The sequence below is a fragment of the Pseudomonas sp. 24 E 13 genome (assembly GCF_900004715.1).
Taxonomy (GTDB): domain Bacteria; phylum Pseudomonadota; class Gammaproteobacteria; order Pseudomonadales; family Pseudomonadaceae; genus Aquipseudomonas; species Aquipseudomonas orientalis_A.
In genome coordinates this window covers 1-26,271 of sequence record NZ_CVTO01000116.1, presented here as the reverse complement: position 1 = coordinate 26,271, position 26,271 = coordinate 1, and the positions used below count along the sequence as shown (strand labels likewise).

Genomic DNA, 26,271 nt, shown 5'->3' with positions numbered 1-26,271 from the left:
CTCAGCTCCTTGCGCCTTTCTGGGCGTGCTCGTCCAGACCGTCCGCCAACAGGCTCAGGCCCAGCATCAGGGTGGAGATGGCAATGCACGGGAAGATCACCAAATGGGGGAAGGCGATGGCCATGCTGCGGCCTTCGTTGATCATGCCGCCCCAGTCAGGGGTCGGCGGCGGCAAGCCGAGGCCGAGGAAGCCAAGGGCGCCGATCATGATCGCGGTGTAGCCGATGCGCAGGCAGAAATCGACGATCAACGGGCCGCCGCAATTGGGCAGGATTTCCACCAGCATGATCCGCAGCGCTCCTTCGCCCTGGGTGATGGCGCTGAGCACGTAATCCCGCGAGCGTATGTCGATGGTCAGTGCGCGCATGATCCGGAAGATCGCCGGAGCGCTGGTGAAGGTCACCGCAATCAGAATGTTCAGCGCCGACGCGCCGAGGGCGATGATGATCACGATGTACAGCACCAGCACCGGGAACGACAACACAGTGTCGGCGACATAGGACAGCAGCGCATCGACCCAGCCATTGAAGTAGCCGGCGCACAGGCCCATGGCGATGCCGACGGCAAATGCAGTCAGCGTTGCCAGAATTGACCAGAACAGCACGGTGCGCGTGCCCCAGATCAGCCGCGAGAGAATGTCCCGGCCGATCATGTCGGTGCCGAGCAGAAAGTGCATCCCGTCGCCATCCGGCGTCATCGGCGTCAGCAGCGGGGTGAAGCTTTCCAGCGGATCATGGGGCGCCAACCACGGCGCGAACAGCGCCATCAGCACCCAGCCGCCGACCAGCAGCAAACCAAGTAACGCAAGGGGATGTTTGAACGAATTGAGGAAATTCATTGGCCACCTCCGCCAAGACTGCGCAACGTTATGCGCGGGTTGAGCCAGGTATAGGCCAGGTCAGAGAAGATTTTGGTCGCGCCGACTACGATGCCGCTGATCATTGCGCAGGCTTCGATCAGGTAGACGTCATGGTTAAGCGACGCGGTGTAGAGCAGCGAGCCGAAGCCTTTGTAGGCGAAGAACACCTCGACCACGATCACGTTCGACAGCAGCCACGGGATGTACAGCATGATCACGGTGATGGGGGCGATCAGCACGTTGCGCAGGGCATGGCGCAACACGATACGTGAGGTCGACGCGCCTTTGAGGCGGGCGGTGCGGATGTAGGGTGCCTGCATCACTTCGACCATCGAGGCCCGCGTGATCCGCGCCAGATAACCGATGCCGAACAGGCATAGCACCATCAGTGGCAGCGCCAGTTCCACTGGGTTGAAGCCGTCGCTCATGCTGCTCACGCCCGGCAGCCAGTTAAGCCAGAACACGAAAATCGCCGAGACAAACACCGCACTGGCGAAGTCCGGGATCGAGGTGGTGACGATCGACAGAAACGATACCAGTCGATCCACCGCCGAGCCCTGGCGAATCCCGGCCAGGATACCGAGTGTCAACGCCACCGGTACCATCACTGCCAACGCCAATCCAGCGAGGATCAATGTTTGCCCGAGGTTCGGCAGCAGCAGGTCGATCACCGGCTCACGAAAGTGCACCGAAGTGCCCCAGTCGCCGCTGAGAAAATCCTTTAGCCACACCAGGTAGCGCCAGACGAAAGGTTGGTTGTAACCGTGTTCCACCAGCCATGCGGCGCGTTGGTCGGCGGCAGAGTAGGGGCCGAGGACGTTGATTGCAACGTCCTCAATGTTCAGTTCCAGGGCCAGGAACACGATCACCGACACCGACAGCAAAGTTGCCGCCAGCGCCAATAACTTGCGCAATAGAAATTCAGCCATGCTTGCACGCTCCGGCTAATCAAGGGATGGCGGCCCGCCGCAACTGAGTGGGCGGGCGCGTTCGGGGCGCCTGAATCAGGCGCTCAACCAGACTTGATCCATTGGGTAGAAGTCCGAGGGGTGAACCTCAAAGCCCTGGACCTTCTTGCTCGCGGCAGTGAACTTGTCGCCCCAGAACGGCTGGACCATGACGCAGGCGTCTTGCAGGATCTGCTCGACGCTTTGCATCGCTGCGGCTCGTTGTTTCGGGTCGATGATGCCCATGGCGTTGTCCAGCGCTGCGTCGAACGCTGGGTCGCTGTAGTGGCTTTCATTCCACGCCGCGCCGCTGCGGTAGGCCAGTTCCAGCGACATCACCCCAAGCGGGCGGTGCGCCCAGTAGGTGAGACTGAACGCGGCCTTGTCCCAGATCGGCCAGTATTGCGTGGCGGGGATCACTTTGAGGTTGATGCGGATGCCGGCCTCGGCGCAGTTCTGCTGGAGGATCTGCGCGCAGTCCTGTTCGTAGCGGCCCTGGGTGTTGCCGACGATCAGGTCGATGTCGATGCCGTTCGGGTGGCCGGCTTCGGCGAGCAGTTTCTTCGCCGCCGCCACGTCCCGCGCACGTTTGGGCAGCGGGAAGTATTCCGGGTGGGACGGGGCGACGTGGTGGTCTTCGCCCAATGTGCCCATGCCGCGATAGGCGATCTTCAGCATTTGCGCGTTGTCGGCGCAGAGCACTACGGCTTTGCGAATGCGCAGGTCGTCGAACGGCTTCTGATCGCAGGCCATGCGCATGACGATGGTTTGCGCCGACTTGCAGGTGAGCAATTGCGCGCCCGGCAAACGTTTCGCCAGGTCCAGTTCGGCCACCGTCACCCGGTACAACACGTCCACTTGCCCAGCCTGCAGCGCCGCGAGATGGGTGGAAATGTCGGTGCCCATGTCGACGTAGCGCAATTCGTCGAGGTTGGCCGGTTTGCGCCAGTAATCGGCACGCTTGGCGAAGGTCGCCTGTTTGTTGACCGCGAACGACACCAGCTTGAACGGCCCGGTGCCCAGTGGGTTTTTCGCCCAGTCGTCACCGGCCTTGAAGCTGCGGTGGACGATGGCGCAGGTGAAGGCGTTGAGCATTTCCGGGATCGCCAGCATCGGTCGCTTGAGCACCAGGCGGAACTGGAAGTCACTGACTTTTTCGAACGCTGTAATGTCCTGGAACGCGGTGCGGTTGACCGACTTGGAATCGGCGGCAATCCAGCGTTCGATATTGTGCTGCACGTCCTCGACGTTGAAGGTGTCGCCGTTGCTCCACTTCACGTCCTGGCGCAGGTTGAAGGTCCAGGTTTTCAGGTCCTCGGACGGGCTCCAGCTCTCGGCCAGGTACGGGTGAGTGATGTTGTCGGCATCGACCCAGGTCAGGAATTCGAGGCTGTTGCGCAGCAGGTTCGAGGCTTCGATCCAGGTGATCAGCATCGGGTCCTGGATTTCCTGGATGGCGCAGGCAAACCGCAGGCTGCCGCCCTGGCGCGGCGTTACCGCGTCAGCGGCATGGGCCGAATTACCGAGCAGCGCGGAACCGAGGAAAGTGCTGGCGCTGGCGGCGGTGACGCCCAGCAGCGCGGCGGTGCGCAGGAATTGGCGACGATTGATTTCGCCACGTTTGACTTGGGTGCACAGGTCGTTCACCGCTGGATGCGGCAGAGTGCCGTCCAGTGTTATTAAGTCTTTCATATGCCTCTCCGATAACGTGCAAAAGTGCGTTTTTCGACTGGCCGCAAGTGGGGCGAGCGGCAGACGCAGTCGGTTCGATGAACCGAGACTGTCAGTGGCCGGCAGCGCAAAGGCGCAGGCGTGACAGGCGTGAAGCCGGCAGTAGAGCAAGGCGCAACGAGATCAGAAGGACGGAGGCTGGGTATGACATAGGGCTGCTCTTATGTTGTTTTTATTAGAGATGTCCGCAGTTTTGTCATCTGGGCAACGATCGACAAACGATAAATTCAACGCTGAAACGTTCGATAAATGCATGTTACTGACCGTAAGGAAGGCTGCCGCTTGAGCTAGACAGGCCGGACGGAGGAGCGCGCGGGTACGAAACACTGCGCGGTGGCCGCAAACGCCCCTTGTTCCGGGTGGGAACAAGGGGAAAACCGGACGATGTCGAAGGAGGTTACGGCGCCGTCCGAGGCAACTCAGCGCGGCATCAGGCGCGGATCGAACGGGTAGTCCGAGAGCAATTCGATGCCGTTTTCGTGGATGTAGATCTGCTCTTCGAGCTTGACCCCTTCGCCGCCCGCATCGTGACCGATGTAGCTTTCCACGCAGATGGTCATGCCGGCTTCGAACACCCCGTCGTAACCCAGTGCATCAATATCTTCGCGGTGCACCACGTACGGGTATTCACCGGTCATGCCAACGCCGTGGGCCAGGGCGAAATAGCGGTTGGCCTTGTAGTTATCCGGGATTCTCCAGGCCAGCTCGGCGTATTCCTTGAAGCTGCGGCCGGCCTTGAGCATCTCCACGTTGGTCTGCACTTGTTCGTAAGCCAGTTTGTAGAGCTCTTGTTGCTTGGCGGTGGCGGCTTGCTCGCCGCACAGGAAGGTCCGCGAAAAGTCCGCGTAGTAGCCGAAACGCCCGACCACGTCTGTGTCCAGCGCCACCAGGTCACCGGCTTCGATGGGCCGGGTGCTGCATTCCTGGAACCATGGATTGGTGCGCGGCCCGGAAGACAGCAGGCGGGTTTCGACGTAGTCGCCGTCGGTGGCGATCACGTGTTGGTGCAAGTGCGACCACAGTTCGTTTTCGCTGATGCCCGGCACCAGTTTGCTTTCCATCAAGCGCACGCCAGCCTCGGTGGCACGCAGGCTGGCGCGGATCATCTTCAGCTCGTTCGGCACTTTGATGCAGCGCGCGCGCTCCAGCGGTTCCTGGGCGTCGAAGATCTGGTAGCCGAGTTTTTGCAGTTCGAACGCAGCGGCTGAAGTGGCGCTTTCGATGGCGACGCGTTTGTTGCCGCCGCCGTGCTTGCGTACCAGTTCACCGATTTCGGCGGCCCATTGCGCAGTGACGTTATTCAGGAAGCTGTCGCAGAAGTAATAGGAAATGGCTTTGGCCGGGCGCACTTCATCGACAGTGTTGAGCTGTTCGGCCAGGTGCAGGCAGCCGCCGAATTCGAACACCACCACCGGGCCTTCTGCCGGGATGAAGGCATAACGTGCCGGGTTGCGCGCCGAGTACACCTGCATGTTGCGCGAACCGGTGGCGTAGCGCATGTGGGTCGGGTCGAACAGCACGCACGCGGCGTAGTCGCGTTTTTTCAGTTCGTTGCGCACCCGTTGCAAACGGTCGAGCTGGATCTGCTGGATCTCGGCGTACGTCGGTTCGCAGTCGGCGGGGTTGCGGTTAGGGCCGGACAGCCTCATAGGTGTTCCTCGCAGGGCAAATACGGTTAGTTTTTTCTAGGAGTTTTTGGGTGAGTCAGTCGAGCAACTGGTCGCTGCGCACCAGGTTGCGTTCGGCTTGCAGATGGGCTTCGGACAGGCGTCCGTAAAGCTGCTTGGTGCGCTGGGCACGGCCGATGATTCCGGGTTTTTCGGAGTAGGCGAAGATCGCCGTATTACGTTCAGTAGCGCCCTCGACCCGGGTTACCCGGTGCACTGAAAAGCGGCCCTTGAAGATCTGCAAGTCGCCTGGGTTGAGTTGCAGTTCCTGCACGCGGCTGCGGTCGTCCCCGCGCACCACGTTGCCGACGGCGCCAAGGTTTTCCTGGGTGCGCGAGCGGATCATCGGTGCGTACTCGAACAGACCGCCAGCCTCTGGCTTCTGGGTCATCATGCTGACGATGAATTCGTTGGTGTCGAAGTGCCAAGGCTGCTCGGTGCCTTCGGGCATCACGTTGATCACCAGCCCGGCGAACGGGTCGGCGTATTCGAAAATCTCCGGTTCGTCGAGGCAGGCACCGATAAAGCGTTTCATCATCGGCGAGACGTACAGGCGATGAATGATCGCGTCCGGGGCAATCATGTCCCGGGTGACAAAACCGCTGGTGCGCTCCATGAATGTGCGGCGCGGGTCATCCTGGGGCAGGGTAGGGTCGTCTTCAGTGAAATAGGCGTTGACCTTGCGCACCGAGTAAAAGGTCTTGCCCGACAGTGCCTGACCTTCAGTACGGGCCCGTTCCAGCGCCTCGGGCCGCAGGAAATTCTTCAGCAGGCAGCAACCGTCCTTGGCGAGTTCGGCACGGGCGTGCTCGATCAGCGCCTGCAACCGGACATGGCCCGAATCATGTATGGGGTATAACTCGGTATTAATAATGTCGCTGATATCGCCCACTTCGGCGTCGGCAAGTTGAAGGCTCATGCAAGTCTCCTGGAACTATCAATTAACAGTGTTTGGCGTTGAATCGATAGTTGCTTAAAGAGGTCCGAAGTGGAAATTACAAGTTGTGATCGAATCCATCGGCAGGGGCGATAGTTATGTCAGGCGAACTGGATGGAAGCTTACTGAAAGTGTTTGTCGCGATAATCGAGTGCCAGGGATTTTCTGCGGCGGCCGAGCGTTTGCACAAAACCCAGTCGACCATCAGCCAGAATTTGCAGCGCCTGGAAGAGATTGTCGGCACGCCGTTGGTCCAGCGCACCAGTCGCTCGGTGAGCCTGACACCCTGTGGCGAGACATTTCTGATCTATGCGCGGCAAATCCTCAAGCTGCACGCTGATGCGATCAACGCCGTGCAACTGCCGGATGAGCAGGCGTGCATTCACGTCGGCATGCCCGAGGACTACGCCCAGTTTTGCCTGGCCGGGGTGTTGCGCGACTTTCAGGCGCAGTTCCCCCAGGTGCGGCCGGACGTCTGTTGCGAGATGTCGACCGCGCTGGTCAGCCGTTTGCAGCGCGGTGAGCTGGACCTGGTGCTCGGCGTGCAACACGCCAATCTGCACGCGGGTGAATACCTCTGCGACGAACCGTTGGTGTGGGTGGCGGCTGAGGGGTGGTGCGCCGGTGCGGATGCTTCTGTGCCGCTGGCGGTGTATGCCGAGGGCTGCGCCTTTAGAGCCAACGCCGTGCGGGCGCTGGCCGAGGCCGGACGGGCGTGGCATGTGGTTTACACCAGCCAGAGCCCGCGTGGGATTGGGATTGCCATCGAACAGGGCCAGTCGGTCGGTGTCACGGCGCGACGCCTGGTGCCGTCGGGTTGGCAGGTGCTGGACGAGGCTCAGGGCTTTCCGCCGATTGAGCCTGCGCGGTTGATGTTCTGGCGTTCTGCACAGTGCCAGGCGCTGGCGGTGGAGGCTTTGGTGGACATTGTGGCGCGCCGGTTAGGCCGTTCAAAGTGGCTGGCCGAGCGCCGGTTCACAGCGTTGACGGCGGGCCATCAGCCCCAGCAATAACAGGCTGGCAGTGACCCAGCAGACGATCCAGCCATGCACCAGGCCAAACTGTCCGGTGGCTTGCAGCAGCCAGCCGCACAGCCAATTGGCGGTGGCGCTGCCCAAGCCATAACCGACCATGCTCAGGCTCACCACTTGCAGGCTTTGTACGGGGCTCAAGCGTGCGCTGAGGTAGGCGGCCATCAAGCCCCAGACCGGGAAATAGAACAGCGCGAACAGCCCGGCCGCCAGCCAGGTCAGATTCAAGCTTGGTTGCCAGAGTAGTGCGAGCATCGCCAGGCCGAAGGCGCCGATACTCAACGCCATTACTCTCAATGCCCCCCAGCGATCCGCCAGCGAACCCAACAACAATCCGCCGACAACCCCGCCAATCCCGATCAGTGTCCACAACGAGCCGGTGATCTGTGCGTTGGCGCCCAATCGTTCGCTGGCAAACGCCGAGAGGAAATTCAGGAACGGGCCGCTGATCCCGCCAATAAAGGCACTGAGCAGCAGTATGTGCAGCGCCACCGGGTATTCCACACACAGCTTCAACCATTGCCTGAGTATCCGGCGCAGCGACGGCGCGCTGCTTTGCTTGATGCGCTGGGCTGTCGCCAGCGGTGCCAGGACCCAAAAGGTCAGTAGGGTGACCATCAGTGTCAGCCCGGCGCAAACCAGCCAGAAGTGCCGCAGCGAGATGCCCTGCAACAAGGCGATCAGCACCCCGTTAAGGCAGATCGCAAACGCCGCACCTGACGACGCCAGGCCCAGCACGCGGCTGCGGTGGGAGGCGGGGATCACTTCGCCGACCAGTGCGGCGATGGCGTTCCAGTTCGCCACGGCGCAGGCCGAGACCAACGCCAGGCACAGCGCATACGGCAGCACCCACGGGGTGGCGACCGCCAAGGCCAGCAGTGCCGGGCTCAAGGCCATCGTCAGTTTTACCATGTTGCGTGGGCTGATCCACGCCGCGGCGATACCGCTGACAATCGACGCGCCCATGTAGAACAGTTGCAGCAGCGCCGCGATAAACGCGGCCTGGCTGTAGCTCAGCTCGAACACCTGGCGGATCTGGGGTAATAAGGCCGAATAGAGGAAAATACTGAAGCCGTGGGTGGTGGCGTTACACGCCGTAAAGATAAGCGCCAATAAAACAATACTTCTTGTGGGTGAGTGTGGGTTGATTGGCATGGAGTTGGCTCGGTCATTAATTGCTATGGAATGGGGCGTAAGTGCGAGGACTGCCCTAGGTAAGTGCGTTGACTGGGTCGGGCATTTAATTCAAATAAGACTAGCGTCTCTATAAATAAAACAGCCAGTGCTTAATAGTCATGAGTGTGCTGCGAAATACTCATGCTATTTATACGTCGGCGACAGCGGCAGGGCTGAAAGCGACGTCATTGAATCGTGCCGATTACCTGTGGCGAGGGAGCAGGGAGTCGCCCACCACAACACAAAAATGCATGTTACTCGGGAAATTTCCCGCAAGCCGTGGGATGCTTGGGGCTCGTCAGCCCCAGCGCGAGTCCTGTTCATGAAACGCAAAATGCCCGCACTCAATGCGCTCAAAGCCTTCGAAGTGGCCGGCAGTACCGGCAGTTTTACCCGGGCGGCGGAGCTGCTCAATGTCACTCAAAGTGCCGTCAGCCGCCAGGTGCGCCAGCTCGAAGAACAGCTCGGTGAGAATCTGCTGGAACGCCGGCACCACCACCTTGAACTGACCAGCGCCGGCCGGGTTCTGCTGCGGGCACTGCATCAATCCTTCGACAAAATCGAGCTGACAGTGCGCAGCATCCAGCAGAAGTCCCACGCTAATCGCCTGCACATCAACGCGCCGCCAACCTTCACCAGCCGCTGGTTGATGCCGCGCCTGGGACGGCTGCGGGAAAAACACCCCGAATTGGAGCTGAGCATTACCACGCGCTTGCAGGACAGCCTGGCGGAAACCAGCACCCTGGACTGCGCGATCCGCTTTGGCGATGGCGAATGGGATGGGCTGGACAGCTCGCTGCTGCTTCAGGAACGGCACATTGCGGTGTGCGCGTCGTCGTTGTATGCGCGGGAAGCGAGCGAGGGCGAAATCGACCTTAATCGCCTGACCTTGCTGCACGTGTTGGCCAGGGAAGATCAGCGTTATCTGACCTGGAAACACTGGCTCGACGCGGCGAAAATCAGCGGCGTGGATACCCAGGGCGGTTATGAATTCGACCTGCTGGACCTGGCGATTCGTGCGGCCACCGACGGCCTGGGTATCACCATTGCCGACTGGCACATGGTTGCCCCGGAGCTGGCCAGCGGGCAGTTGACCCAGGTACTGAACGTGCATGTGGAAGGGCATCAATCCTACTGGTTGGTGACCCGGCCGGAGCAAACCTTGATGCCGCAACTGCAGGTGTTCGCCCAGTGGTTGCAGGAAGAAATCTGGTTGGCGCAAAGGCAGCTCGAACCCTCCACCGCCGCCAGTTGACCCACCCAACCTTCAGGGGACATTTGATTCCTTCTCGGGGAACATGCATTTTTTGAATGTTACGCCGCTCGATAAATCGTTTGTTCAACCCCCTCAGGATGCCAAGACTGCGGGAACTGGATAAAAACAACGATGGGCGATGCACATGCGACTTGAGCGAAACTTTGTAAACGGTCACTTCATTGAGCCTGCCAGCGATGCGCTGATTGCAGTCTACAACCCGGCGACTGAAGCGTTGGTCGGTCAGGTTTCGGCCGCCACCCGTGCTGAAGCCACGGCAGCTGTCGAGGCTGCCGCCGCCGCCCAGAAGCGCTGGGGCAAACTCACCAGCATTGAACGCGCCGAGCATCTGCGTTCATTCGCCGACGCCCTGGAGGCCTGCGCCGAGAGCATCGGTGCTGCACTGGCCGCCGAGTCCGGCAAAAGTGTCAGCGACGCCAGCAACGAAGCCCGTTACGCCGCGCAAGTCACCCGATACCACGCCGAGTGGGCACGGCGGATCGAAGGCGAGATCATCCCCAGCGACACCCCGAACGAAAACCTCTTCCTGCACCGCGAGCCGATTGGTGTGGTCGCCTGCCTGATTCCTTTCAACTACCCGGTCTACACGTTGCTGCGAAAAATCGCCCCGGCACTGATTGCCGGTAATACCGTGGTGGTGCGCCCGAGTAACAACACCCCGACCTCCGCGTTTGAAATCGCCAAGGCGGTGCAGCAATCCGGTCTGCCCGCTGGGGTGGTCAACATACTGACCATGGACCATGCCACCGCCGCAACGGTCTGCACCCACAACGCCGTCGGCTTGATCACCCTGACCGGCAGTGTCAACGCCGGGCGCATGGTGCTTGATTATTGCAAGACCAACATCGCCAAACCGTCCCTGGAACTGGGCGGCAAAACTCCGGCAATCATTGAGGCCGATGCTGACCTTGAAGCCGCCGCCAGCGCTATCGTCGCGTCCAAGACCACTCACTGCGGTCAGGTGTGCACGGCGGTGGAGCGGGTTTATGTGCAGGAAAGTGTCTACGAACAATTTCTCGGGTTGCTCAAAGCCAAAATCAGCGCCGTGAAGTTTGGCGACCGCGCCACCGACGCCAACCTGATGGGTCCATTGGTCAACGCAAGTTCGCAGCAAAACATCCACGCCATGGTCGAGCGCGCCGTCGCCGACGGTGCTGTACTGGAAACAGGCGGTTTTTTGCCTGAGGGCAACGGCCATTTCTACCCGCCGACGCTGTTGAGCAATTGTCGCCAGGACATGGAAATCATCCAGGAAGAAATCTTCGGCCCGGTGCTGCCAGTGCTCAAGTACCGCGACATCGACGAAGCGCTGGCCATGGCCAACGATCACCAGTTCGGCCTGTCGTCGGTGCTGTACACCGAGAACTATCGCACCACCCTGAAAGTCGCCAACACCATCGAGGCCGGCGAGTTGTACATCAACCGGACCCCGGCCGACCCCTACCAGGGCTTCCACGCCGGATGGAAACGTTCGGGCCTGGGCGGTGATGACGGCAAGCACGGCATGCTCGAATTCACCCAGACCCGACTTGTGGTGATGAAGTACTGATCCACCCGCAATACGCCTCACGCCACACCTATAAAAACAATTATTGGGGCGCCCGGACCACCGGGCTGCCCGAGGTCTCACAGATGTCCAAGTCTGCAACCACTGTTGCCGCTGTTCAGGGTTCGAGCGCGGGTGCAAAAAGCCGCAGTGACACGGGAAGTCGCTACGTCCAGTTAATGCTGCTGGTGCTGGCCGCCGGGGCGATCTATCCGATCCTCTACCTGCGCCAGGTTTACCAGACCACCATGCTTGAGGTGTTCCAGATCAACCACAGCGAATTGGGTTATCTGTACTCGATGCTCGGGACGATTTTCCTGCTCAGCTATTTGCCGAGCGGTTGGCTGGCCGACCGGATCGCGCCACGGTTTTTGATTTTCTTTTCGCTGGTGGCCACCGGAGCCTTGGGGCTTTGGTACTCCACGGCACCCTCGATGACCGGTTTGATGATCATCTTCGGTTGCTGGGGCCTGACCACCGGCCTGACGTTCTGGGCCTCTGTGCTCAAGCGGGTGAAGATGATTGCTCATCACACTGAACAGGGCCGGTTCTTCGGCATCCTCGACGGCGGTCGCGGCCTGGTCGAGGCGTTGCTCGCAACGGTCGCCCTGGGGCTGTTCGCCTTCGCCACTGAAACCCGTGGCGAGTCCGCCGCTGAAGGTTTCAAGCACGTGGTCTACCTGTACGCCTGCACCTGTATCGCCATCGGTTGTGTGCTGGTGCTGATCAAGGACCCGAAGTCGATGGAGGACACCGCGCCAGTGGAAAAGGGCAAATACAACCTGCTCAGCGACCTGACCACACTGGTGAAAATCCCCGAGCTGTGGTTGGTGACGGCCATCGTGTTCTGCGGTTACCACATCTTCTGGGCGACCTACAGCTTCTCCGATTATTTGCAGGGCGGCGGCATGACCGCCGTCATGGCCGGCACCATCACCACCATCAAGCTGTGGATGCGCCCGATTGGCGGTATCGGTGGCGGCTGGCTCGGTGACAGGTTCTCGAACATTTCGGTGCTGATCGTGGCGCTGTTCCTCGCGACGTTGGCGATGGTCGGCCTGATCGTGTTCCCGGCGCTCAACAGCATGGGCCTGCTGGTCGGTACGGTGATCTTCATCGGCCTGATGACGTATGCGATTCGCGGTTTGTACTGGGCGATCCTCGACACCTGCAACATTCCGCTGCGTATCACCGGTCTGGCCATCGGCATTGTCTCGGTGGTCGGTTACCTGCCGGACGCCTTCATTCCATTAATCAACGGCTACCTCACCGAGCACTTCCCCGGCGCCCTTGGTTACAAGCTGTATTTCGGTTACATCGCCTCCGTCGGCGTGATCGGGACCCTCGCGGCCCTGACCTTGCGCGCGCGTATCAATCGTCAATCTTCGAATAAAACAGGTGCCTGAGATGAAAATCGTCGCCCTTGAAACCCATATTGTTGCCGTACCGCCACCGCACATCGGCGGCATGTACTGGCTGTTCGTCAAGCTCAAGACCGATTGCGGCATTGAAGGTGTCGGCGAAATCTACGCTGCGACCTTCGGCCCCAAAGCCATGCTGCCGATCATCGAAGACGTGTTTGAACGCTACTTGCTCAACCACGACCCGCATCACATCGAGCGTTTTTTCCGTCAGGCCTATTCGAGCGGTTTCACCCAGCGTCCCGACCTGACCATGATGGGCGTGGTCAGCGGCCTGGAAATGGCCTGCTGGGACATTATCGGCAAAGCGGCGAACAAGCCGGTCTATGAATTGCTTGGCGGCAAGGTCAATGAGCGCCTGCGTTCCTACACCTACCTGTACCCGGTCAACAGCCAGGGTGAGTACGACTACGACGACCCGGACCTGGCTGCCGAATGCGCCGTCGAGAACATGAATAAAGGCTTCACCGCCGTGAAGTTCGACCCGGCCGGGCCGTACACCGCGTACTCCGGGCACCAGATTTCGCTGCAAGTGCTGGAGCGCTGCGAAACCTTCTGCCGCAAGATCCGCGAAGCGGTGGGCGACAAGTGCGACCTGCTGTTCGGCACCCACGGGCAAATGGTCCCGTCCTCAGCGATTCGCCTGGCCAAGCGCCTGGAGAAGTACGACCCGTTGTGGTTTGAAGAACCGGTGCCACCGGGCCAGGAGGAGGCGATGGCGCAAGTCGCGGCCAAGACCACCATTCCGATTGCTACGGGCGAGCGGCTGACCACCAAGTACGAATTTTTCAAGCTGTTGCAGGCTGGCGGCGCGTCGATTCTGCAAATGAACGTCGCCCGCTGCGGCGGGCTCCTGGAAGCCAAGAAGATCGCGAGCATGGCCGAGGCCTATTACGCGCAGATCGCACCGCACCTTTATAACGGGCCGATTGGCGCGGCGGCGAGTTTCCAGTTGGCAACCTGTACCCCGAATTTTCTGATCCAGGAAAGCATCATGACCTGGGGCGGTTTCCACGCCGAGGTACTGACCAAGCCGCTGCAATGGGAGGACGGCTACATCATCCCGTCCACCGAGCCGGGCCTTGGGGTGGAGCTGAACATGGACGTGGTGCGCAGGCATTCGCCCTATACCGGTGAGCGTTTGCACCTGCAAATGGCGCCGGCCCCGGCAGACGTCAAAGACACATCGCCGGCCAGAGGCTGACGGGATTTCCCGTCGTTCAGTTGCGGGAATGGGTGTTTTTTAAATAACGACTTACGCGGTAACCGTGCATGACATACGACTACATCATCGCTGGCGCAGGCGCGGCCGGTTGCATCCTCGCCAACCGGCTATCGGCCTGCGGCCAATACACGGTGCTGCTGCTGGAAGCGGGCGGCAAGGACAGTTCGCTGTGGTTCAAGATCCCGGTTGGCTTCGCCAAGATGTATTACAACCCAACCTTCAACTGGATGTACTACAGCCAGCCGCAAAAGCAGCTCAACAACCGTGAAATTTATGCCCCGCGCGGCAAGGTCCAGGGCGGTTCCGGCTCGATCAATGCAATGGTCTACGTCCGTGGTCAGGCCCATGACTTCGATGACTGGGCCGCCAACGGCAACGATGGCTGGGGTTTCAAGGACGTGTTGCCGTATTTTCGCAAACTGGAAAACCACCCGTTGGGCGAAAGCGAATACCACGGCGGCAGCGGCCCGATCAGCATCACTCCGATGAAGGGAGAGACCCATCCAATCTGCGATGTGTTCCTCAAGGGTTGCGATGAACTCGGTTACCCGCAGAGTGACGACTTCAACGGGCCGAACTTCGAAGGCTCGGGCATCTACGATGTCAACACCAAGGACGGCCAGCGCAGTTCCAGTAGTTTTGCGCATCTGCATCCCGCACTCAGCCGCCCGAATCTGACGGTCGAGCATTACGCACTGGTGGATCGGGTAGTGTTCGAGAACGAGCGGGCCAGCGGTATTTGCGTGACCCAACACGGCGTGGTCCGCACCTTCCAGGCGCGCAAAGAGGTGATCCTCTGCGCCGGTGCTGTTGACACACCGAAGATTCTGCAACTGTCCGGTGTCGCCGATCAGGCGTTGCTGGCCAGGCACCAGATCCCGCTGGTCAAACACCTGCCGGCGGTGGGGCAGAACCTTCAGGATCACTTGTGCGTCAGCTACTACTACAAGGCCAACATTGCGACGCTTAATGACCAGCTCAGCTCGCTGTTCGGGCAGTTCAAGCTCGGCCTCAAATACCTGCTGACCCGCAAGGGTGCCTTGGCGATGAGCGTCAACCAGGCCGGTGGTTTCTTCCGTGGCAACGAGGCGCAGGCCAACCCGAACCTTCAGCTGTACTTCAATCCGCTGTCGTACCAGATCCCGAAAAACAACAAGGCCAGCCTCAAGCCAGAGCCGTACTCCGGCTTCCTGTTGTGTTTCAACCCCTGCCGTCCGACGAGTCGTGGGCATATCGAGATCCGGTCGAATAACCCCCGAGATGCGGCGCTGATCGATCCCAATTACTTGAGCACACAAAAGGACATCGACGAAGTGATCCAGGGCAGTCGGCTGATGCGCAAAATCATGCAGGCGCCGGCCTTGAAAAGCATCACGGTTGCCGAAGTCCTCCCGGGGCCGATGGTCGAAAGTGATGAACAGATGCTGCAGTACTTTCGCGAAAACAGCGGTTCGATCTATCACCTGTGCGGCTCGTGCGCGATGGGGGCGGATGTACAGACGTCAGTGGTGGATAAACGGCTTAAAGTCCATGGTCTCGATGGCCTGCGCATTGTTGATGCGTCGATTTTTCCCAATGTGACGAGCGGCAATACCCACGCCGCAGTGCTGATGGTAGCGGAGAAGGGCGCCGACCTGATTTTGCAGGACGCCTGATTCGTTGCCATCGTGATTGAAAGCCCGCCGTTTGTTTTTGCTCGAAGCGAACCTCAGGTCTGTTGCTGGAGAATGGGCAGGGTGGACTCGCGCGCTACGTGCAAGCAAATTTATTTTCATGGTAAAAAGTTTTATTGACTAAAATATTGTACGGGGTAATTATTTCTCTGCATCTGCTTCATGCAGAGTCATCTTCAGGGTTATCCCGATGAGTCATAAAGCTCAATTCTCCCTCGCGACTTCTTACGTCTTGGCCAATGAATCCTCATTGGCCACTCGCGTGGCGCCGCTGCTGATGCAGGGTTTTCCCGCCGCGCCGGAACACCGGGTAACGTGGAACAACTGGATGCGCGCGCCCTTCAATCAATGGGGGTTCCGTCATCTGTCTCGACTGCGCCCCAGCATTGATGTGTCGGCGGGGCCAGGGCCTGCCGGTCAGCTCCAGGAGGCCCCGCGCGCGCTGGATCAGCTGTGTTTCGACAGTGAGAGTGGGCTGGGCATCCGTGTGATCGAGCACCTCGTCGCCAGCCAGACGGACGCCTTTTTGGTGATGCAGGGTGACAGGGTGTTGTACGAGCGCTACTTCAACGGTCAGCGCGCCTGTGACCGGCACATCATGTTCTCGGTGACCAAGTCGTTGATCGGTACCTTGGGTGAACAGTTGGTGACGCGCGGCGCGCTCAACCCCGAGCGGCCGGCCGCTTACTACGTGCCTGAACTGGCGGGCAGCGCATTTGGCGATGCGACGGTGCGCCAATTGTTCGATATGGCGGTGGGCATCGACTACAGCGAAGTGTATGACGACCCCAATTCAGAAAGCTCGCAGTACGGCTATGCCTGCGGCTTTCAACCCGCACCGGCGCAGTACGCGCAGTTCGAATCGTTGTACCAGTACTTGCCATCCCTCAAGAAACGCGGCAGCCACGGCGGCTTTTTCCACTATGTGACGGCCACCACCGAAGCCTTGGCGTGGGTCATGGAACGTGCCTCGGGCAAGGCCTGCAGTCAGATGCTGGAGGAGGTCTGGGGGCGCCTGGGGTGCGAGCGCGACGGCTATTTCATGGCCGATCCGTGGGGCCGTAACGTGGCCGGGGCGGGGTTCAGCGCCACTTTGAGAGACATGGCGCGCTTCGGTCGCCTGCTGGCCAACAACGGTCGCCACGACGGTGCTGAGCTGCTGTCGCCCGAGACCGTGGCCCGTATCGCCGCCGGTGCGGACCCGGCGATCTACGCGCAAAATGCCGAGTTCTCCAGCTGGACCCCGGGGGCGTCCTATCGAAGCCAGTGGTACGTGTTCAACGACCACAGCCAGGCCCTGATGGCCGGGGGCATTCACGGCCAGTACCTGTTCATCGACAAGCCGTCCGGCGTAGTGATCGTCAAGCAATCGTCGCTCACCGATGCGGTCAGCCCGTTCGATACGGACAGCGTGCGCATGCTGCGCGCGATCGCCGCCCACCTGAGTCACTGACCCATGCCTAAAAAATAAGAGTCTTGCGTTCTATTCACCTGGCTTGCCCAGGTGTTGGCGGCGCCCTGCGTCGCCATTGACTGCCCTGTAACAACAATAATTCCACAGGAGCTTCTTATGGTATTCACCAAGCGTTTCTCTCGAGCGCTGTTGGCGGTCGGCTTACCTTTGACTACCCACGTTGCGTTGGCGGGCTACACCTTTGAGGACGGCGATCTCAAGGGCGAAGTCAATCTGACCGCAGGCGGGGCGACGTTGTTTACCCGTGGTGTCAACTTCGGCAGCGGCCAGGTCGATGCGCGCAACGGTAAAAACGGCGGCGCCCGGATCAACTGGCAAGAGGTCTACGTAAAACCGGGGGTCAAACTGGAGTATGCGTTGCAACCGGATTTCAGCCTGCTCGCGGGCGGCTCCCTGGTGGCGGCGAGCACCTTCGGCGACGGCGACGCGGGTGGCTTGACCCGCAGCTCCGATGGCAAGGCCGCAGCCGAAGAACTCTACGGCGGTTTTCGCGCCGGCGAGTGGAAGCTCACCGCCGGCCGCCAGAACTACATGATCGGTACGGGGTTCATCGTCATGGATGGCAACCTCGACCAGTTCAAGGATGGCGCCTACTGGCTCGCCCCGCGAACCGCCTTCAAGGATTCGGCGATCCTCGCCTGGGATCATGGCGCGCTGAAGTCCCAGGCCTTCACCTTGCGCACCGATGATGACTTGGGCGATTTCCGCATGACCGGCGTCAACCTGGACTACAACTTCGATGACCAGGTGACGCTCGGCGCCATGGCCATGAAGGTCAATGCCCTTGGCCCCCGAGGCAGCACGCTCCCGCGCCGCCGGGACGGGATGCAGGTGTACAACCTGCGGGCGCTCAACGCCAAGGTGCCCGGCTTACAGGCGCTGACGCTGAATGCCGAGTACGCGCTGGAGCGCGGCAGCGGCGAGGGCGTCGACTACGATGCCAACGCGTGGTACGCCCAGGCCGACTACGCCTTCAGCACCGTGCCGCTGACGCCGATCCTCGGCTACCGCTACGCGAGCTTTTCCGGTGACGACAACCTCACCGACAACCGGCAAAAAGCCTGGGACCCACTGAGCAAAGGCTTCGTCGACTGGAGCACCTGGCTGGTCGGGGACGTGGTCGGCAACTACCTGTTGTTCAACAGCAACGAAAACGTCCAGCAGTTCTCCCTCAAGACCCACCTCAACGAAACCCTGACCCTCGGCGCGATTCACTACCAGTTCTGGCTGGATGAGAAAAACTACCTGGGCGCACCGGTCAGCGATCGGCGCTTTGCTGACGAAAGTGTGGTTTTCCTCGACTGGACACCCACGCCGTCGTTCTATACGTCGCTGTCCTACAACTGGGTCAAGCCACTGGCCGCCGCCAAACAGGTGTTCGGCAACGACCAGATGTTCAGTGCGCTGGAACTGTATTTCACCTACCGCTATTAAGTGCTGCGAGCCATCGCGGCCGCGCTGGAGTGTTTTGATCATGAACAGATTTTTGCGTAACACCGTGCTGGGCGCTGTCGCCTCGTTGCTCATCAGTGGAGTTTGCCTGGCTGAAGAACGCACCGTACGGATCTACAACTGGATCGAATACCTGCCACCCGAAGTGCTCAAGAGTTTTCAGGAGGAAACCGGCATTCGCCCGATTTACGATGTGTTCGACAGCGTCGAAACCATGGAGTCCAAGCTGTTGACGGGCAACTCCGGATATGACGTGGTGTTTCCCGGCTCCGCCAACCTGGGACGCTTGATCACGGCCGGGGCCGTGCAGCCGCTGGATCGCAAGCAGTTGCCAAACTGGCAGCACCTGGACCCGCTATTCATGCAAACCCTGGAAACCGCAGGTGACCCCGGCAATCGCTACGCCGTGCCTTACCTGTGGGGCACCACGCTGATCGGCTACAACGTCGACAAGGTGCGCAAAGCTCTCGGCCCTGACGTGCAGATGAACAGCTGGGACATCATCTTCAAGGAAGAAAACCTCGCCAAGCTCGCCAGTTGTGGCGTGGGTTTTCTCGACGCCGCCAACGAGATCCTGCCGATTGCCTTGCACTACAAGGGCCTCGACCCCAATAGCCAGAAGCGCGAGGACTATGTACAAGCCCAGGCCCTGATGATGAAGATTCGCCCTTACGTCAGTTACTTCAACTCGTCGCGCTACGGCATGGACCTGGCCAACGGTGATATCTGTGTGGGCGTGGGCTGGTCCGGCGGTGTCGCACTGGCCACACGACTGGCAGATGCCGCTGGCAAGGGCGTCAAGGTCGAAATGGCACTGCCCAAGGAAGGCGCGCCGATGTGGTCGGACGTGATGACGATCCCGGCCAAGGCCCCCGATCTGGCGGAGGCCCATGCGTTCATCAATTACATCCTGCGCCCGGACGTGATTGCGCGCATCAGCAACAAGATCGGCTACCCCAACCCGAACAAGGACGCCACTGCGCTGGTGGACGCCAGCATCCGCAACGACCCGAACATGTATGTGCCGGACGAAGCGCGCAAGACCCTGTTCGCCCTGGAGCCGATCCCGGCTGCCGCGGAGCGCATCCGCACCCGCACCTGGACCGCCATCAAGAGCAACCGCTGATCAGTGTGGCCCGGTGCGTGCGCGCCGGGCTTGGAGCTTGCCATGACTGAACGGATGGACATTGCCCCCAACTTGCAGCGGGTGCTGACCCTTCGCGTCGCGATAGGGCCGGGCGTGATGCTGGGCGACAGCGTTGAAGGCCTGCGCTGCAATTACCCGATTGTGGGCGGGGATTTCGATGGGGTCGGCATCAGCGGCCAGGTCCTGGCGGGTGGAGAAGATTGCTTTCTTTTGCGCCCCGATGGCATCGGTCAACTGGATGCCCGCTACAGCGTAAGGACCGACGAAGGCGAGGTGATCAACATCCGTAACCGGGGTGTGCTGAGCATGACTGAGTACGGACGCCAACTGGAGCGCGACGGCCAATGGCCGATTCCTGAGACGGAGTACCGCTGCACCTGTACGCCGGTGTTCCAGGTGCCCAAGGGGCGGCTGGACTGGCTCACCCGTTCAAGTTTTATCGGCTTGGTGCATTACCCGTGCGCCGACCAGGTGGTGATTCGTTGCTATCGCTTTTACTGAGGCCCGACCCTGGAAGCTCTCAGGCCTGCATGCCGTAGAACAGCAACTCGGTGATACGCCTGACCTGCATCGAGTGTGCGTCGATATCCGGGTGTTCCTGGTTCACCAGCCGGAACAGTTGCAGGTGCGAATAATCGTTCAACAGGAACGCGGCCAATTCCACATCGAGTTGCGGGCGCAGCTTGCCGGCCCGTTGCAACTCGCGCAGCAGTTCGCTGATTTCGGCCCTGAGCGCATCGTTCATGGCCCGATAGCCTTCGGGCAGCCCATTGCTGCCGCCAAACAGGATCAGCGGCAACAGTTCACGCCACAGGCTGGGGTGCATGACCTCCAGGGCATAGCCCGTGAGCAGGCGTTCCAGGTGGCAGAGCGCTTCGACCGGGTCGTCTATTTCGTGGATCAGGCTGCGGGTGTCGGTGATCGCGCGTTGATCGGCATGGCGCAGAATCTCGAGGATGATTTCCTGCTTGTTGCCGAAGTACTTGAACACCGTCGGCGGCGACACTCCGGCCTGGCTGGCGATCTGTTCGATGGTGGTGTTCTGGAAACCCTGGCGCTCAAACAGTTCGACCGCGGCTTTACTGATAGCTTGCCGGCGCTCGGCTTTCTGACGTTCACGCAGTCCGCTCACAGGAGATCCTTGTCACGAATAAAAAGAGGGGCGCGTGTCGGCCCCATACCCCTGCAAAATACTTAATTGGGTAAAGCTTTTAAAGCACTAATTGCCATTCAAGGGGTTTGCCGCTGGTGCTTCTTCATACGGTAGGCAAATTGAGCACGGCTGAGCCCCACGAGTCTGGCGGCCGCAGCCAGGTTGCCGGCGCTTTGTTGCAACGCTTCAGTGATCAGGCGCGATTCAAGGCCTTCGATGGAAACCCCCTGGTCCAACGGGTCGAGGGTACCCAGCAGCGTCGCGCGCGGCGCCTGCGCGGTATTCGACAGGCCGCCCTGGTCGTCGAGGCCATAGGGCTCGGCGGGCATCGGTTCGTTGCGAAACAGATGCACCAGGTCAATGGCCTGGCCTTCATCGCTGGCGATTAGGCCGCGTTCGATGAGGTTTTGCAGCTCGCGCACATTGCCCGCGAAGTCGTAGCGCAGCAACGTCTTCAGGGCGCGCATGGTCAGGCCTGCCGGGGTCCGGGCGTAGTCCTGGCAGAAGCGCGTCAGGAACGCATTGATCAGCAGCGGGATGTCGTCCCGGCGTTCACGCAGCGGGGGCAGGGCGATGGGGTATACATTCAGCCGGTAGAACAGGTCTTCGCGAAAGCTTCCGTCTGCCACTGCTTTACGCAGGTCGATATTGGTGGCGGCCACCACGCGCACATCCACCTTGATCCCGCGCACCCCGCCGACCCGTTCGATTTCCCGTTCCTGCAAGGCTCGCAGCAACTTGCTTTGCCCGGGCAGGCTGAGGCTGGTGATTTCATCCAGGAACAGGGTGCCACCCTGGGCCCGTTCGAACCGCCCGGGGCGTGAGTGCGTTGCGCCGGTGTAGGCGCCGCGTTCGACACCGAAGAGTTCGGCCTCCACCAGGTTATCCGGGATGGCGGCGCAATTGAGTGCCACAAACGGGCTGTCATGGCGACGACTGAGCTGGTGCAACTGGCGCGCAAACATCTCCTTGCCCACGCCGGACTCACCGCTGATCAGCACCGTTGCCGGGGTCAGCGCGACCCGTTGCAGCGCTTGCATCGCCGCGTTGAACGCGGCACTGGCGCCCACCAACGGTTGCGGCTGGCGGGTTCCGCCACTGCTGGCGACGGGGCCTGCGAGCGTGGGGGGAGCAGGGCCAGTGACGGCCTGGGACACATTCAGGTAGCGCAGGTCCTGCTCGACATCACCCCATTGCTCGGCGGTCTTGCCAATCACGCGGCAACGGCGATGGCCCATGCCGCGGCATTCCACTTCGCGGAAAATCACCATTTGCCCGAAGAGACCACTGACGAAGCCGATGGCATAGCCGGTTTCGGTCCAGCACACCGGGTCCTGGCCGATGCCGTAGGCCCCTACATGTTCATCGGCTTCGCACGAGTGGTGCCAGAGAAATTCCCCTTCATAGAACCCCGAGTCGGCATCGAACTTGAAGTGCAGCGGTTCGACCTTGGTCATGCCTTCCAGGGTGTGCAGGTGAGTCCCGGCGCGAAACACCGCGGCGGCATCGGCCTGTGGCCAGCGCTCGCGGATCAAGCGCGCATCCCGTGCGCCGGAGGCATAACCGGTGCGGGTGAACAGGCCCCGGGCCTGGTCCAGTCCCAGGCGCTCGATGACCTCGGCGCGCAAGGCGCCGAACGACGAACTGTGCAGCAACAACATGCGTTGATCGTTGAGCCAGATGCGCCCGTCTTCGGGGGAAAAGAACAGGCAGTCGGCCAGTTCCGCCGTGGTGGGCGAGCTGCTGTCACTGAGTTGGCGACTGTCGCCGCGCGGAGGGTAGGGCGCGGTGGCCGCCCGGTCGTCGGGCAGCGCGCTGTGGGGATTAGTCATTGTTATGCCCCTGCAAAGCGAGTGATCGATATGAGCAACTGCTCAGATAGTTATAAAACATAACCTTATCATTTGAACAAGTGGCAGAGCCCGGTTTTTTGCCGGTGAACGCCCCAGGCGTGTGAGCGCTGCGTGGCAGGCCTCGACCCAGAGCCCTCGCCGGTTTATGTAGGCGCCGTTGCGTGCAAGCGGCACAGCCTTTGCTCAAGACCTGATGCGGCGTGTGCACCCTGTGCAGACGATGACAATTACAAGAACCGGAGTTGCCAATGCCAGTGTCTGAGACCACCCCTTTTTTACAGCGGGCCATCGCGTCCGAATGCCTGTTCAACGGCGACTGGATTCCCGTTTCGGGATCTGTGATTGACGTGATTGAACCCGCCACCGGCGAACCCCTGATGCGCTGCGCCATGGCCAACGCGGCCGACATCGCCATCGCCTGCCGCAGTGCGGCTCTGGCGCAGCCTGCCTGGGCTGCGTTGGGCCCACGGGAGCGCGCCGAGGTATTTCGCAGAGCGGCGGACCTGGCCCAGCGGTCCTTCGCCGAGCTGGCGCTGTACGTCGCCCGGGAAACCGGCGGCGCGTTGTTCAAGGGCGAGCACGAAGTGCGTGAAGCGATTGTGCTGCTGCATCAGGCGGCGGGGCTGTTGTCCCAACCTCACGGGGTGGTGCTGCCCAGTGCTGCCGGCCGACTGTCCTATGCACGGCGCCAGCCCCACGGCGTGGTCGGGGTGATTTCACCGTTCAACTTCCCGCTGGTGCTGTCACTGCGTTCAGTGGCTCCGGCGCTGGCGGCGGGCAATGCCGTGGTGCTCAAACCCGACCCACAGACTCCGGTCAGCGGCGGTTTTCTCATCGCCCGTCTGTTTGAGGAAGCGGGCTTGCCCAAGGGCCTGCTGCAGGTGTTGCCCGGCGCGGCGCCGGCGGGGGAAGCGCTGTGCCGCGATCCGAACGTGCGGATGATTGCATTCACCGGGTCCACGGCGGCCGGGCGCAAAGTCGCTGAAGTGGCCGGTCGACACCTGAAAAAGGTTGCACTGGAGCTGGGCGGGAAAAACCCGCTGATCATTCTCGAAGACGCCGACCTCGACCTGGCCGCGAGCAATGCAGCCTGGGGCGCCTGGCTGCATCAGGGGCAAATCTGCATGGCGACCGGGCTGATTCTCGTGCATCAATCCATCGCCGAAAGCCTCACCCGCAAGCTGGTGGACAAGGCCCGGGCGCTCACTGTGGGCAATGCCGCCCAGGGTGAAGCGGCGCTCGGCCCGTTGATCAACCAACGGCAACTGCAGCGCGTGCACGAGATCGTCAGTGACAGCGTACAGGCCGGCGCACGGCTGGAGGCGGGCGGCGACTATGACCGGTTGTTCTACCAGCCGACCGTGCTCAGTGGCGTACGTCCGGGCATGCGCGCCTTTGAGGAAGAGCTGTTCGGCCCGGTGGCCACGGTGGTCAGTTTCTCCACCGACGAGGAAGCGATCGAACTGGCCAACCGCACGGAGTACGGCCTTTCGGCCGCCATCATCTCGCCGTCGGTCGGGCGCGCCATGGCCATCGGTGAGCGGCTGGACTGCGGCCTGCTGCACATCAACGACCAGACCGTGGCCGACGAATGCATCAACCCGTTCGGCGGGCGCGGTGCATCCGGCAACGGCGGCAGCGTCGGCGGGCCGGCCGACTGGGACGAGTACAGCCAGTGGCAGTGGGTCACGGTAAAAAATACGCCGCCTGTCTATCCATTCTGAGCCGTGGCCGTTCCGGGCCCTGGCTCATCGCTTTGATACACCCATGCCTATACAAAAATAAGAGGGCTTGAACATGAACCTGCACAACAAAACCCTGATTGTCACCGGCGTCGCTTCCGGTATTGGCGCCGAACTGGCACGGCTCGCGCGTTTCCAGGGCGCGACGGTGATCGGTGTGGATCGCCATGAACCGCAACTGACCCTGGATGGCTTCTTCCAGGCTGACCTGGGCGACCCGGCCAGCATTGATGCCCTGGTGGCGCGTCTGCCCGCGCGGGTCGACGGGCTGTGCAACATTGCCGGGGTGCCCGGTACGGCGCCCACGCAAGCGGTGGCCACGGTCAATTATCTGGGGCTGCGGCACCTGACTCAAGCGCTGCTGCCACGCATGCCGGCGGGCGGCAGCATCGTCAATGTCGCCTCGGTGCTTGGCGCGCAATGGCCGCAACGGCTGGAGCTGCACAAGGCGCTGGCCGCGACGTCCAGCTTCGAGGCGGGGCAGCAGTGGCTGGCGGCCAATCCGGTGGAGCAGGCCAGCTGTTATCAGTACTTCAAGGAAGCGCTGATCGTGTGGAGCTTCCAGCAATCCCAGGGCTGGTTTCGCGATCACTCGGTGCGTATCAACTGCGTGGCGCCGGGGCCGGTGTTTACCCCGATTCTCGGCGATTTCGTCAGCATGCTCGGGCCGCAGCGGGTGGCCGAGGACAGCCGGCGCATGACCCGCCCAGCCCTGGCCGATGAGGTGGCGGCGGTGATTGCCTTCCTCTGCTCGGACGCTTCGCGCTGGGTCAACGGGGTCAACCTGCCGGTGGATGGCGGGTTGGCCGCCACCTACGTGTAGGGCCTGCCACAGCAATAAATCCTGGTGCGGCCCCACCGTGCCGGGAGTCTTGAACAACAACAAAAATACAGGACATACAAGATGCTCAAGCCTATCTTGCGGACGGTTGCGGCCACCACGTTTGTCGCACTGTCACCGATTGCACACGCTTATGACCTGCCCGGACTCAACCTGGGCACCACCAGTTTCTACGACGGCTCACCGGCCCCGGCGGGGCCTGGCTGGTACCTGGAGGAATACCTGACGTACTCCCGAGCGAGCCGTTTCAACGATGCCCACGGCAACAAGCTGGCGTTGCCCAGGCAGGATGTGGAAGTGGTGGCGCCCACCACGCAGATCATCTACGTCGGCCAGCCCCTGGCCAATGGCGCGATGCCCGGATTCACCCTGATCAACACCTCCCTGGCCCACGTGAATGTCGACGATGGGTTGAACAATGCGGCGCTGAGTTCCCGTGCCGGCTTTGGTGATCTGACGGTCGGTGCCTTCCTGCAACTGCCGACCCTGAGCCGCGCCGATGGCAGCCCACTGCTGACCCAGCGTGTGGAGGCTGATGTGTCGATCCCGGTGGGCGCCTATGACCGCAATCGTTCGATCAACCCCGGCAGCAACTTCTGGTCATTCAACCCGTATTACGCGGCGACGTACTGGTTCAGCCCGAAATGGTCGGCGAGCGGGCGTTTCATGTACCTGTGGAATGGCAAGAATGATGATCCGCAGGCAGGCTTCGGGGATGTTTCCGATACCCAGGCCGGCCAGGCATTGCATGCCAATCTGACGCTGCAATATGCCTTGAACCAGCAACTGAGCGTGGGGGTCAACGGCTATTGGTTGAAGCAAATCACCGACACCCGGGTCGATGGACGCGCCGTGAGCGGGCGCCGGGAGAAGGCCTGGGCCATTGGCCCAGGCCTGGTCTATGCGTTCAGCAAGGAAGAGGTGCTATCGGTAAACGCCTACTTTGAACAGCAGGCTGAGAACCGCACTGAGGGCAACAAACTGGTGCTCAATTGGCTGCATAAGTTCTAGTGGGCGCCGTACGCACCATCACGCTGATGATGGTCAGTGCGGCAATCACCACCCCGGGGGACGTCGCCAGCAGTACCCCGGCGGTGCCGGCGCCGGCGGCAAGCAGTTG

At 61.1% G+C, this 26,271-nt stretch carries 21 protein-coding genes and 1 pseudogene; 13 read left to right on the top strand and 9 right to left on the bottom strand.

The genetic code is table 11. The features are described from left to right. Position 1: 1 nt before the first annotated feature. The 5 genes from BFP90_RS12965 to BFP90_RS12945 all read right to left on the bottom strand — a co-directional run bounded on the left by BFP90_RS12965 (position 2) and on the right by BFP90_RS12945 (position 6,123). On the bottom strand, positions 2-838 hold the full coding sequence (locus BFP90_RS12965) for an ABC transporter permease (RefSeq protein ID WP_065896893.1): 837 nt from the start codon (positions 836-838) through the stop codon (positions 2-4). Beyond that, positions 835-1,788: an ABC transporter permease gene (locus BFP90_RS12960; protein WP_054052764.1), complete on the bottom strand. Its 954-nt coding sequence runs from the start codon at positions 1,786-1,788 to the stop codon at positions 835-837. Before BFP90_RS12960 ends, BFP90_RS12965 begins: the two co-directional genes overlap by 4 nt. Positions 1,789-1,863: 75 nt before the next feature. Further along, positions 1,864-3,498 carry an ABC transporter substrate-binding protein gene (locus BFP90_RS12955; protein ID WP_065896892.1) on the bottom strand — a complete coding sequence of 545 codons (1,635 nt, stop codon included), beginning with the start codon at positions 3,496-3,498 and terminating at the stop codon, positions 1,864-1,866. A 458-nt stretch (positions 3,499-3,956) separates the two neighbouring features. Further along, entirely contained in the window at positions 3,957-5,186 is a 1,230-nt protein-coding gene (locus tag BFP90_RS12950) for a M24 family metallopeptidase (protein ID WP_065896891.1), read from the bottom strand. Between the two features lie 55 nt (positions 5,187-5,241). Next, on the bottom strand, positions 5,242-6,123 hold the full coding sequence (locus tag BFP90_RS12945) for a HalD/BesD family halogenase (RefSeq protein WP_065893296.1): 882 nt from the start codon (positions 6,121-6,123) through the stop codon (positions 5,242-5,244). A gap of 116 nt (positions 6,124-6,239) precedes the next feature. On the opposite strand from BFP90_RS12945, the gene BFP90_RS12940 reads away from it, so the two are divergent. Further along, a complete protein-coding gene (locus BFP90_RS12940) occupies positions 6,240-7,154 on the top strand; it encodes a LysR family transcriptional regulator (protein ID WP_065893295.1) in 915 nt (304 codons plus the stop codon). On the opposite strand, the gene BFP90_RS12935 is transcribed toward BFP90_RS12940, so the two are convergent. Continuing rightward, positions 7,092-8,327, bottom strand: a complete 1,236-nt coding sequence (locus tag BFP90_RS12935; RefSeq protein WP_065893294.1) for an MFS transporter — start codon at positions 8,325-8,327, stop codon at positions 7,092-7,094. The genes BFP90_RS12940 and BFP90_RS12935 overlap by 63 nt on opposite strands. 343 nt (positions 8,328-8,670) lie before the next feature. On the opposite strand from BFP90_RS12935, the gene BFP90_RS12930 reads away from it, so the two are divergent. The 9 genes from BFP90_RS12930 to BFP90_RS12890 all read left to right on the top strand — a co-directional run bounded on the left by BFP90_RS12930 (position 8,671) and on the right by BFP90_RS12890 (position 20,063). Then, complete coding sequence (locus BFP90_RS12930) at positions 8,671-9,603, top strand: LysR substrate-binding domain-containing protein (protein ID WP_065893293.1); 933 nt, start codon at positions 8,671-8,673, stop codon at positions 9,601-9,603. 145 nt (positions 9,604-9,748) lie between these two features. Further along, a complete protein-coding gene (aldA, locus tag BFP90_RS12925) occupies positions 9,749-11,173 on the top strand; it encodes an aldehyde dehydrogenase (protein WP_065896931.1) in 1,425 nt (474 codons plus the stop codon). Between the two features lie 83 nt (positions 11,174-11,256). Next, positions 11,257-12,576 carry an MFS transporter gene (locus BFP90_RS12920; RefSeq protein WP_065896890.1) on the top strand — a complete coding sequence of 440 codons (1,320 nt, stop codon included), beginning with the start codon at positions 11,257-11,259 and terminating at the stop codon, positions 12,574-12,576. 1 nt (position 12,577) lies between these two features. Further along, the gene (locus tag BFP90_RS12915) at positions 12,578-13,795 is read left to right on the top strand and encodes a mandelate racemase/muconate lactonizing enzyme family protein (RefSeq protein WP_065893291.1); all 1,218 of its coding nucleotides are present in this window, start codon (positions 12,578-12,580) and stop codon (positions 13,793-13,795) included. A 68-nt stretch (positions 13,796-13,863) separates the two neighbouring features. Further along, the gene (locus BFP90_RS12910) at positions 13,864-15,471 is read left to right on the top strand and encodes a GMC family oxidoreductase (protein WP_065893290.1); all 1,608 of its coding nucleotides are present in this window, start codon (positions 13,864-13,866) and stop codon (positions 15,469-15,471) included. 208 nt (positions 15,472-15,679) lie between these two features. Continuing rightward, entirely contained in the window at positions 15,680-16,942 is a 1,263-nt protein-coding gene (locus tag BFP90_RS12905) for a serine hydrolase domain-containing protein (RefSeq protein WP_065893289.1), read from the top strand. A 117-nt stretch (positions 16,943-17,059) separates the two neighbouring features. After that, positions 17,060-18,397 (top strand): hypothetical protein, encoded by a 1,338-nt coding sequence (locus tag BFP90_RS12900; RefSeq protein WP_065896889.1) that lies wholly within the window; start codon positions 17,060-17,062, stop codon positions 18,395-18,397. 40 nt (positions 18,398-18,437) lie between these two features. After that, the gene (locus BFP90_RS12895) at positions 18,438-19,541 is read left to right on the top strand and encodes a polyamine ABC transporter substrate-binding protein (protein WP_065896888.1); all 1,104 of its coding nucleotides are present in this window, start codon (positions 18,438-18,440) and stop codon (positions 19,539-19,541) included. A 42-nt stretch (positions 19,542-19,583) separates the two neighbouring features. After that, positions 19,584-20,063 (top strand): DUF3237 domain-containing protein, encoded by a 480-nt coding sequence (locus BFP90_RS12890; protein WP_017139047.1) that lies wholly within the window; start codon positions 19,584-19,586, stop codon positions 20,061-20,063. A 19-nt stretch (positions 20,064-20,082) separates the two neighbouring features. Here BFP90_RS12890 and BFP90_RS12885 read toward each other — a convergent pair whose 3' ends face one another. Together BFP90_RS12885 and BFP90_RS12880 are read right to left on the bottom strand one after the other, a co-directional pair. Next, positions 20,083-20,694, bottom strand: a complete 612-nt coding sequence (locus BFP90_RS12885; RefSeq protein ID WP_065896887.1) for a TetR/AcrR family transcriptional regulator — start codon at positions 20,692-20,694, stop codon at positions 20,083-20,085. 98 nt (positions 20,695-20,792) lie between these two features. Next, positions 20,793-22,547 (bottom strand): sigma-54-dependent Fis family transcriptional regulator, encoded by a 1,755-nt coding sequence (locus tag BFP90_RS12880; RefSeq protein WP_065896886.1) that lies wholly within the window; start codon positions 22,545-22,547, stop codon positions 20,793-20,795. 269 nt (positions 22,548-22,816) lie between these two features. Here BFP90_RS12880 and BFP90_RS12875 point away from each other — a divergent pair, with 269 nt between their 5' ends. The 3 genes from BFP90_RS12875 to BFP90_RS12865 all read left to right on the top strand — a co-directional run bounded on the left by BFP90_RS12875 (position 22,817) and on the right by BFP90_RS12865 (position 26,162). Further along, positions 22,817-24,292 (top strand): benzaldehyde dehydrogenase, encoded by a 1,476-nt coding sequence (locus BFP90_RS12875; protein WP_065896885.1) that lies wholly within the window; start codon positions 22,817-22,819, stop codon positions 24,290-24,292. A gap of 73 nt (positions 24,293-24,365) precedes the next feature. After that, on the top strand, positions 24,366-25,133 hold the full coding sequence (locus tag BFP90_RS12870; protein ID WP_065893283.1) for a coniferyl-alcohol dehydrogenase: 768 nt from the start codon (positions 24,366-24,368) through the stop codon (positions 25,131-25,133). An 81-nt stretch (positions 25,134-25,214) separates the two neighbouring features. Beyond that, the gene (locus BFP90_RS12865) at positions 25,215-26,162 is read left to right on the top strand and encodes a SphA family protein (protein WP_065896884.1); all 948 of its coding nucleotides are present in this window, start codon (positions 25,215-25,217) and stop codon (positions 26,160-26,162) included. Here the strand turns inward: BFP90_RS12865 and BFP90_RS29185 are convergent. Further along, positions 26,140-26,271, bottom strand: a pseudogene (locus BFP90_RS29185) (3-(3-hydroxy-phenyl)propionate transporter MhpT); the annotation flags it as partial. The gene BFP90_RS12865 and the pseudogene BFP90_RS29185 sit on opposite strands and share 23 nt — an antisense overlap.

Bases quoted from the DNA above. Each gene is read 5' to 3' on its own strand.
- BFP90_RS12920 (WP_065896890.1), top strand. From the start codon at position 11,257: ATGTCCAAGTCTGCAACCACTGTTGCCGCTGTTCAGGGTTCGAGCGCG.
- BFP90_RS12945 (WP_065893296.1), bottom strand. From the start codon at position 6,123: ATGAGCCTTCAACTTGCCGACGCCGAAGTGGGCGATATCAGCGACATT.
- BFP90_RS12875 (WP_065896885.1), top strand. From the start codon at position 22,817: ATGCCAGTGTCTGAGACCACCCCTTTTTTACAGCGGGCCATCGCGTCC.
- aldA (WP_065896931.1), top strand. From the start codon at position 9,749: ATGCGACTTGAGCGAAACTTTGTAAACGGTCACTTCATTGAGCCTGCC.
- BFP90_RS12940 (WP_065893295.1), top strand. From the start codon at position 6,240: ATGTCAGGCGAACTGGATGGAAGCTTACTGAAAGTGTTTGTCGCGATA.
- BFP90_RS12865 (WP_065896884.1), top strand. From the start codon at position 25,215: ATGCTCAAGCCTATCTTGCGGACGGTTGCGGCCACCACGTTTGTCGCA.
- BFP90_RS12965 (WP_065896893.1), bottom strand. From the start codon at position 838: ATGAATTTCCTCAATTCGTTCAAACATCCCCTTGCGTTACTTGGTTTG.
- BFP90_RS12950 (WP_065896891.1), bottom strand. From the start codon at position 5,186: ATGAGGCTGTCCGGCCCTAACCGCAACCCCGCCGACTGCGAACCGACG.
- BFP90_RS12960 (WP_054052764.1), bottom strand. From the start codon at position 1,788: ATGGCTGAATTTCTATTGCGCAAGTTATTGGCGCTGGCGGCAACTTTG.
- BFP90_RS12930 (WP_065893293.1), top strand. From the start codon at position 8,671: ATGAAACGCAAAATGCCCGCACTCAATGCGCTCAAAGCCTTCGAAGTG.
- BFP90_RS12935 (WP_065893294.1), bottom strand. From the start codon at position 8,327: ATGCCAATCAACCCACACTCACCCACAAGAAGTATTGTTTTATTGGCG.
- BFP90_RS12910 (WP_065893290.1), top strand. From the start codon at position 13,864: ATGACATACGACTACATCATCGCTGGCGCAGGCGCGGCCGGTTGCATC.
- BFP90_RS12955 (WP_065896892.1), bottom strand. From the start codon at position 3,498: ATGAAAGACTTAATAACACTGGACGGCACTCTGCCGCATCCAGCGGTG.
- BFP90_RS12900 (WP_065896889.1), top strand. From the start codon at position 17,060: ATGGTATTCACCAAGCGTTTCTCTCGAGCGCTGTTGGCGGTCGGCTTA.
- BFP90_RS12895 (WP_065896888.1), top strand. From the start codon at position 18,438: ATGAACAGATTTTTGCGTAACACCGTGCTGGGCGCTGTCGCCTCGTTG.
- BFP90_RS12890 (WP_017139047.1), top strand. From the start codon at position 19,584: ATGACTGAACGGATGGACATTGCCCCCAACTTGCAGCGGGTGCTGACC.
- BFP90_RS12915 (WP_065893291.1), top strand. From the start codon at position 12,578: ATGAAAATCGTCGCCCTTGAAACCCATATTGTTGCCGTACCGCCACCG.
- BFP90_RS12880 (WP_065896886.1), bottom strand. From the start codon at position 22,547: ATGACTAATCCCCACAGCGCGCTGCCCGACGACCGGGCGGCCACCGCG.
- BFP90_RS12870 (WP_065893283.1), top strand. From the start codon at position 24,366: ATGAACCTGCACAACAAAACCCTGATTGTCACCGGCGTCGCTTCCGGT.
- BFP90_RS12905 (WP_065893289.1), top strand. From the start codon at position 15,680: ATGAGTCATAAAGCTCAATTCTCCCTCGCGACTTCTTACGTCTTGGCC.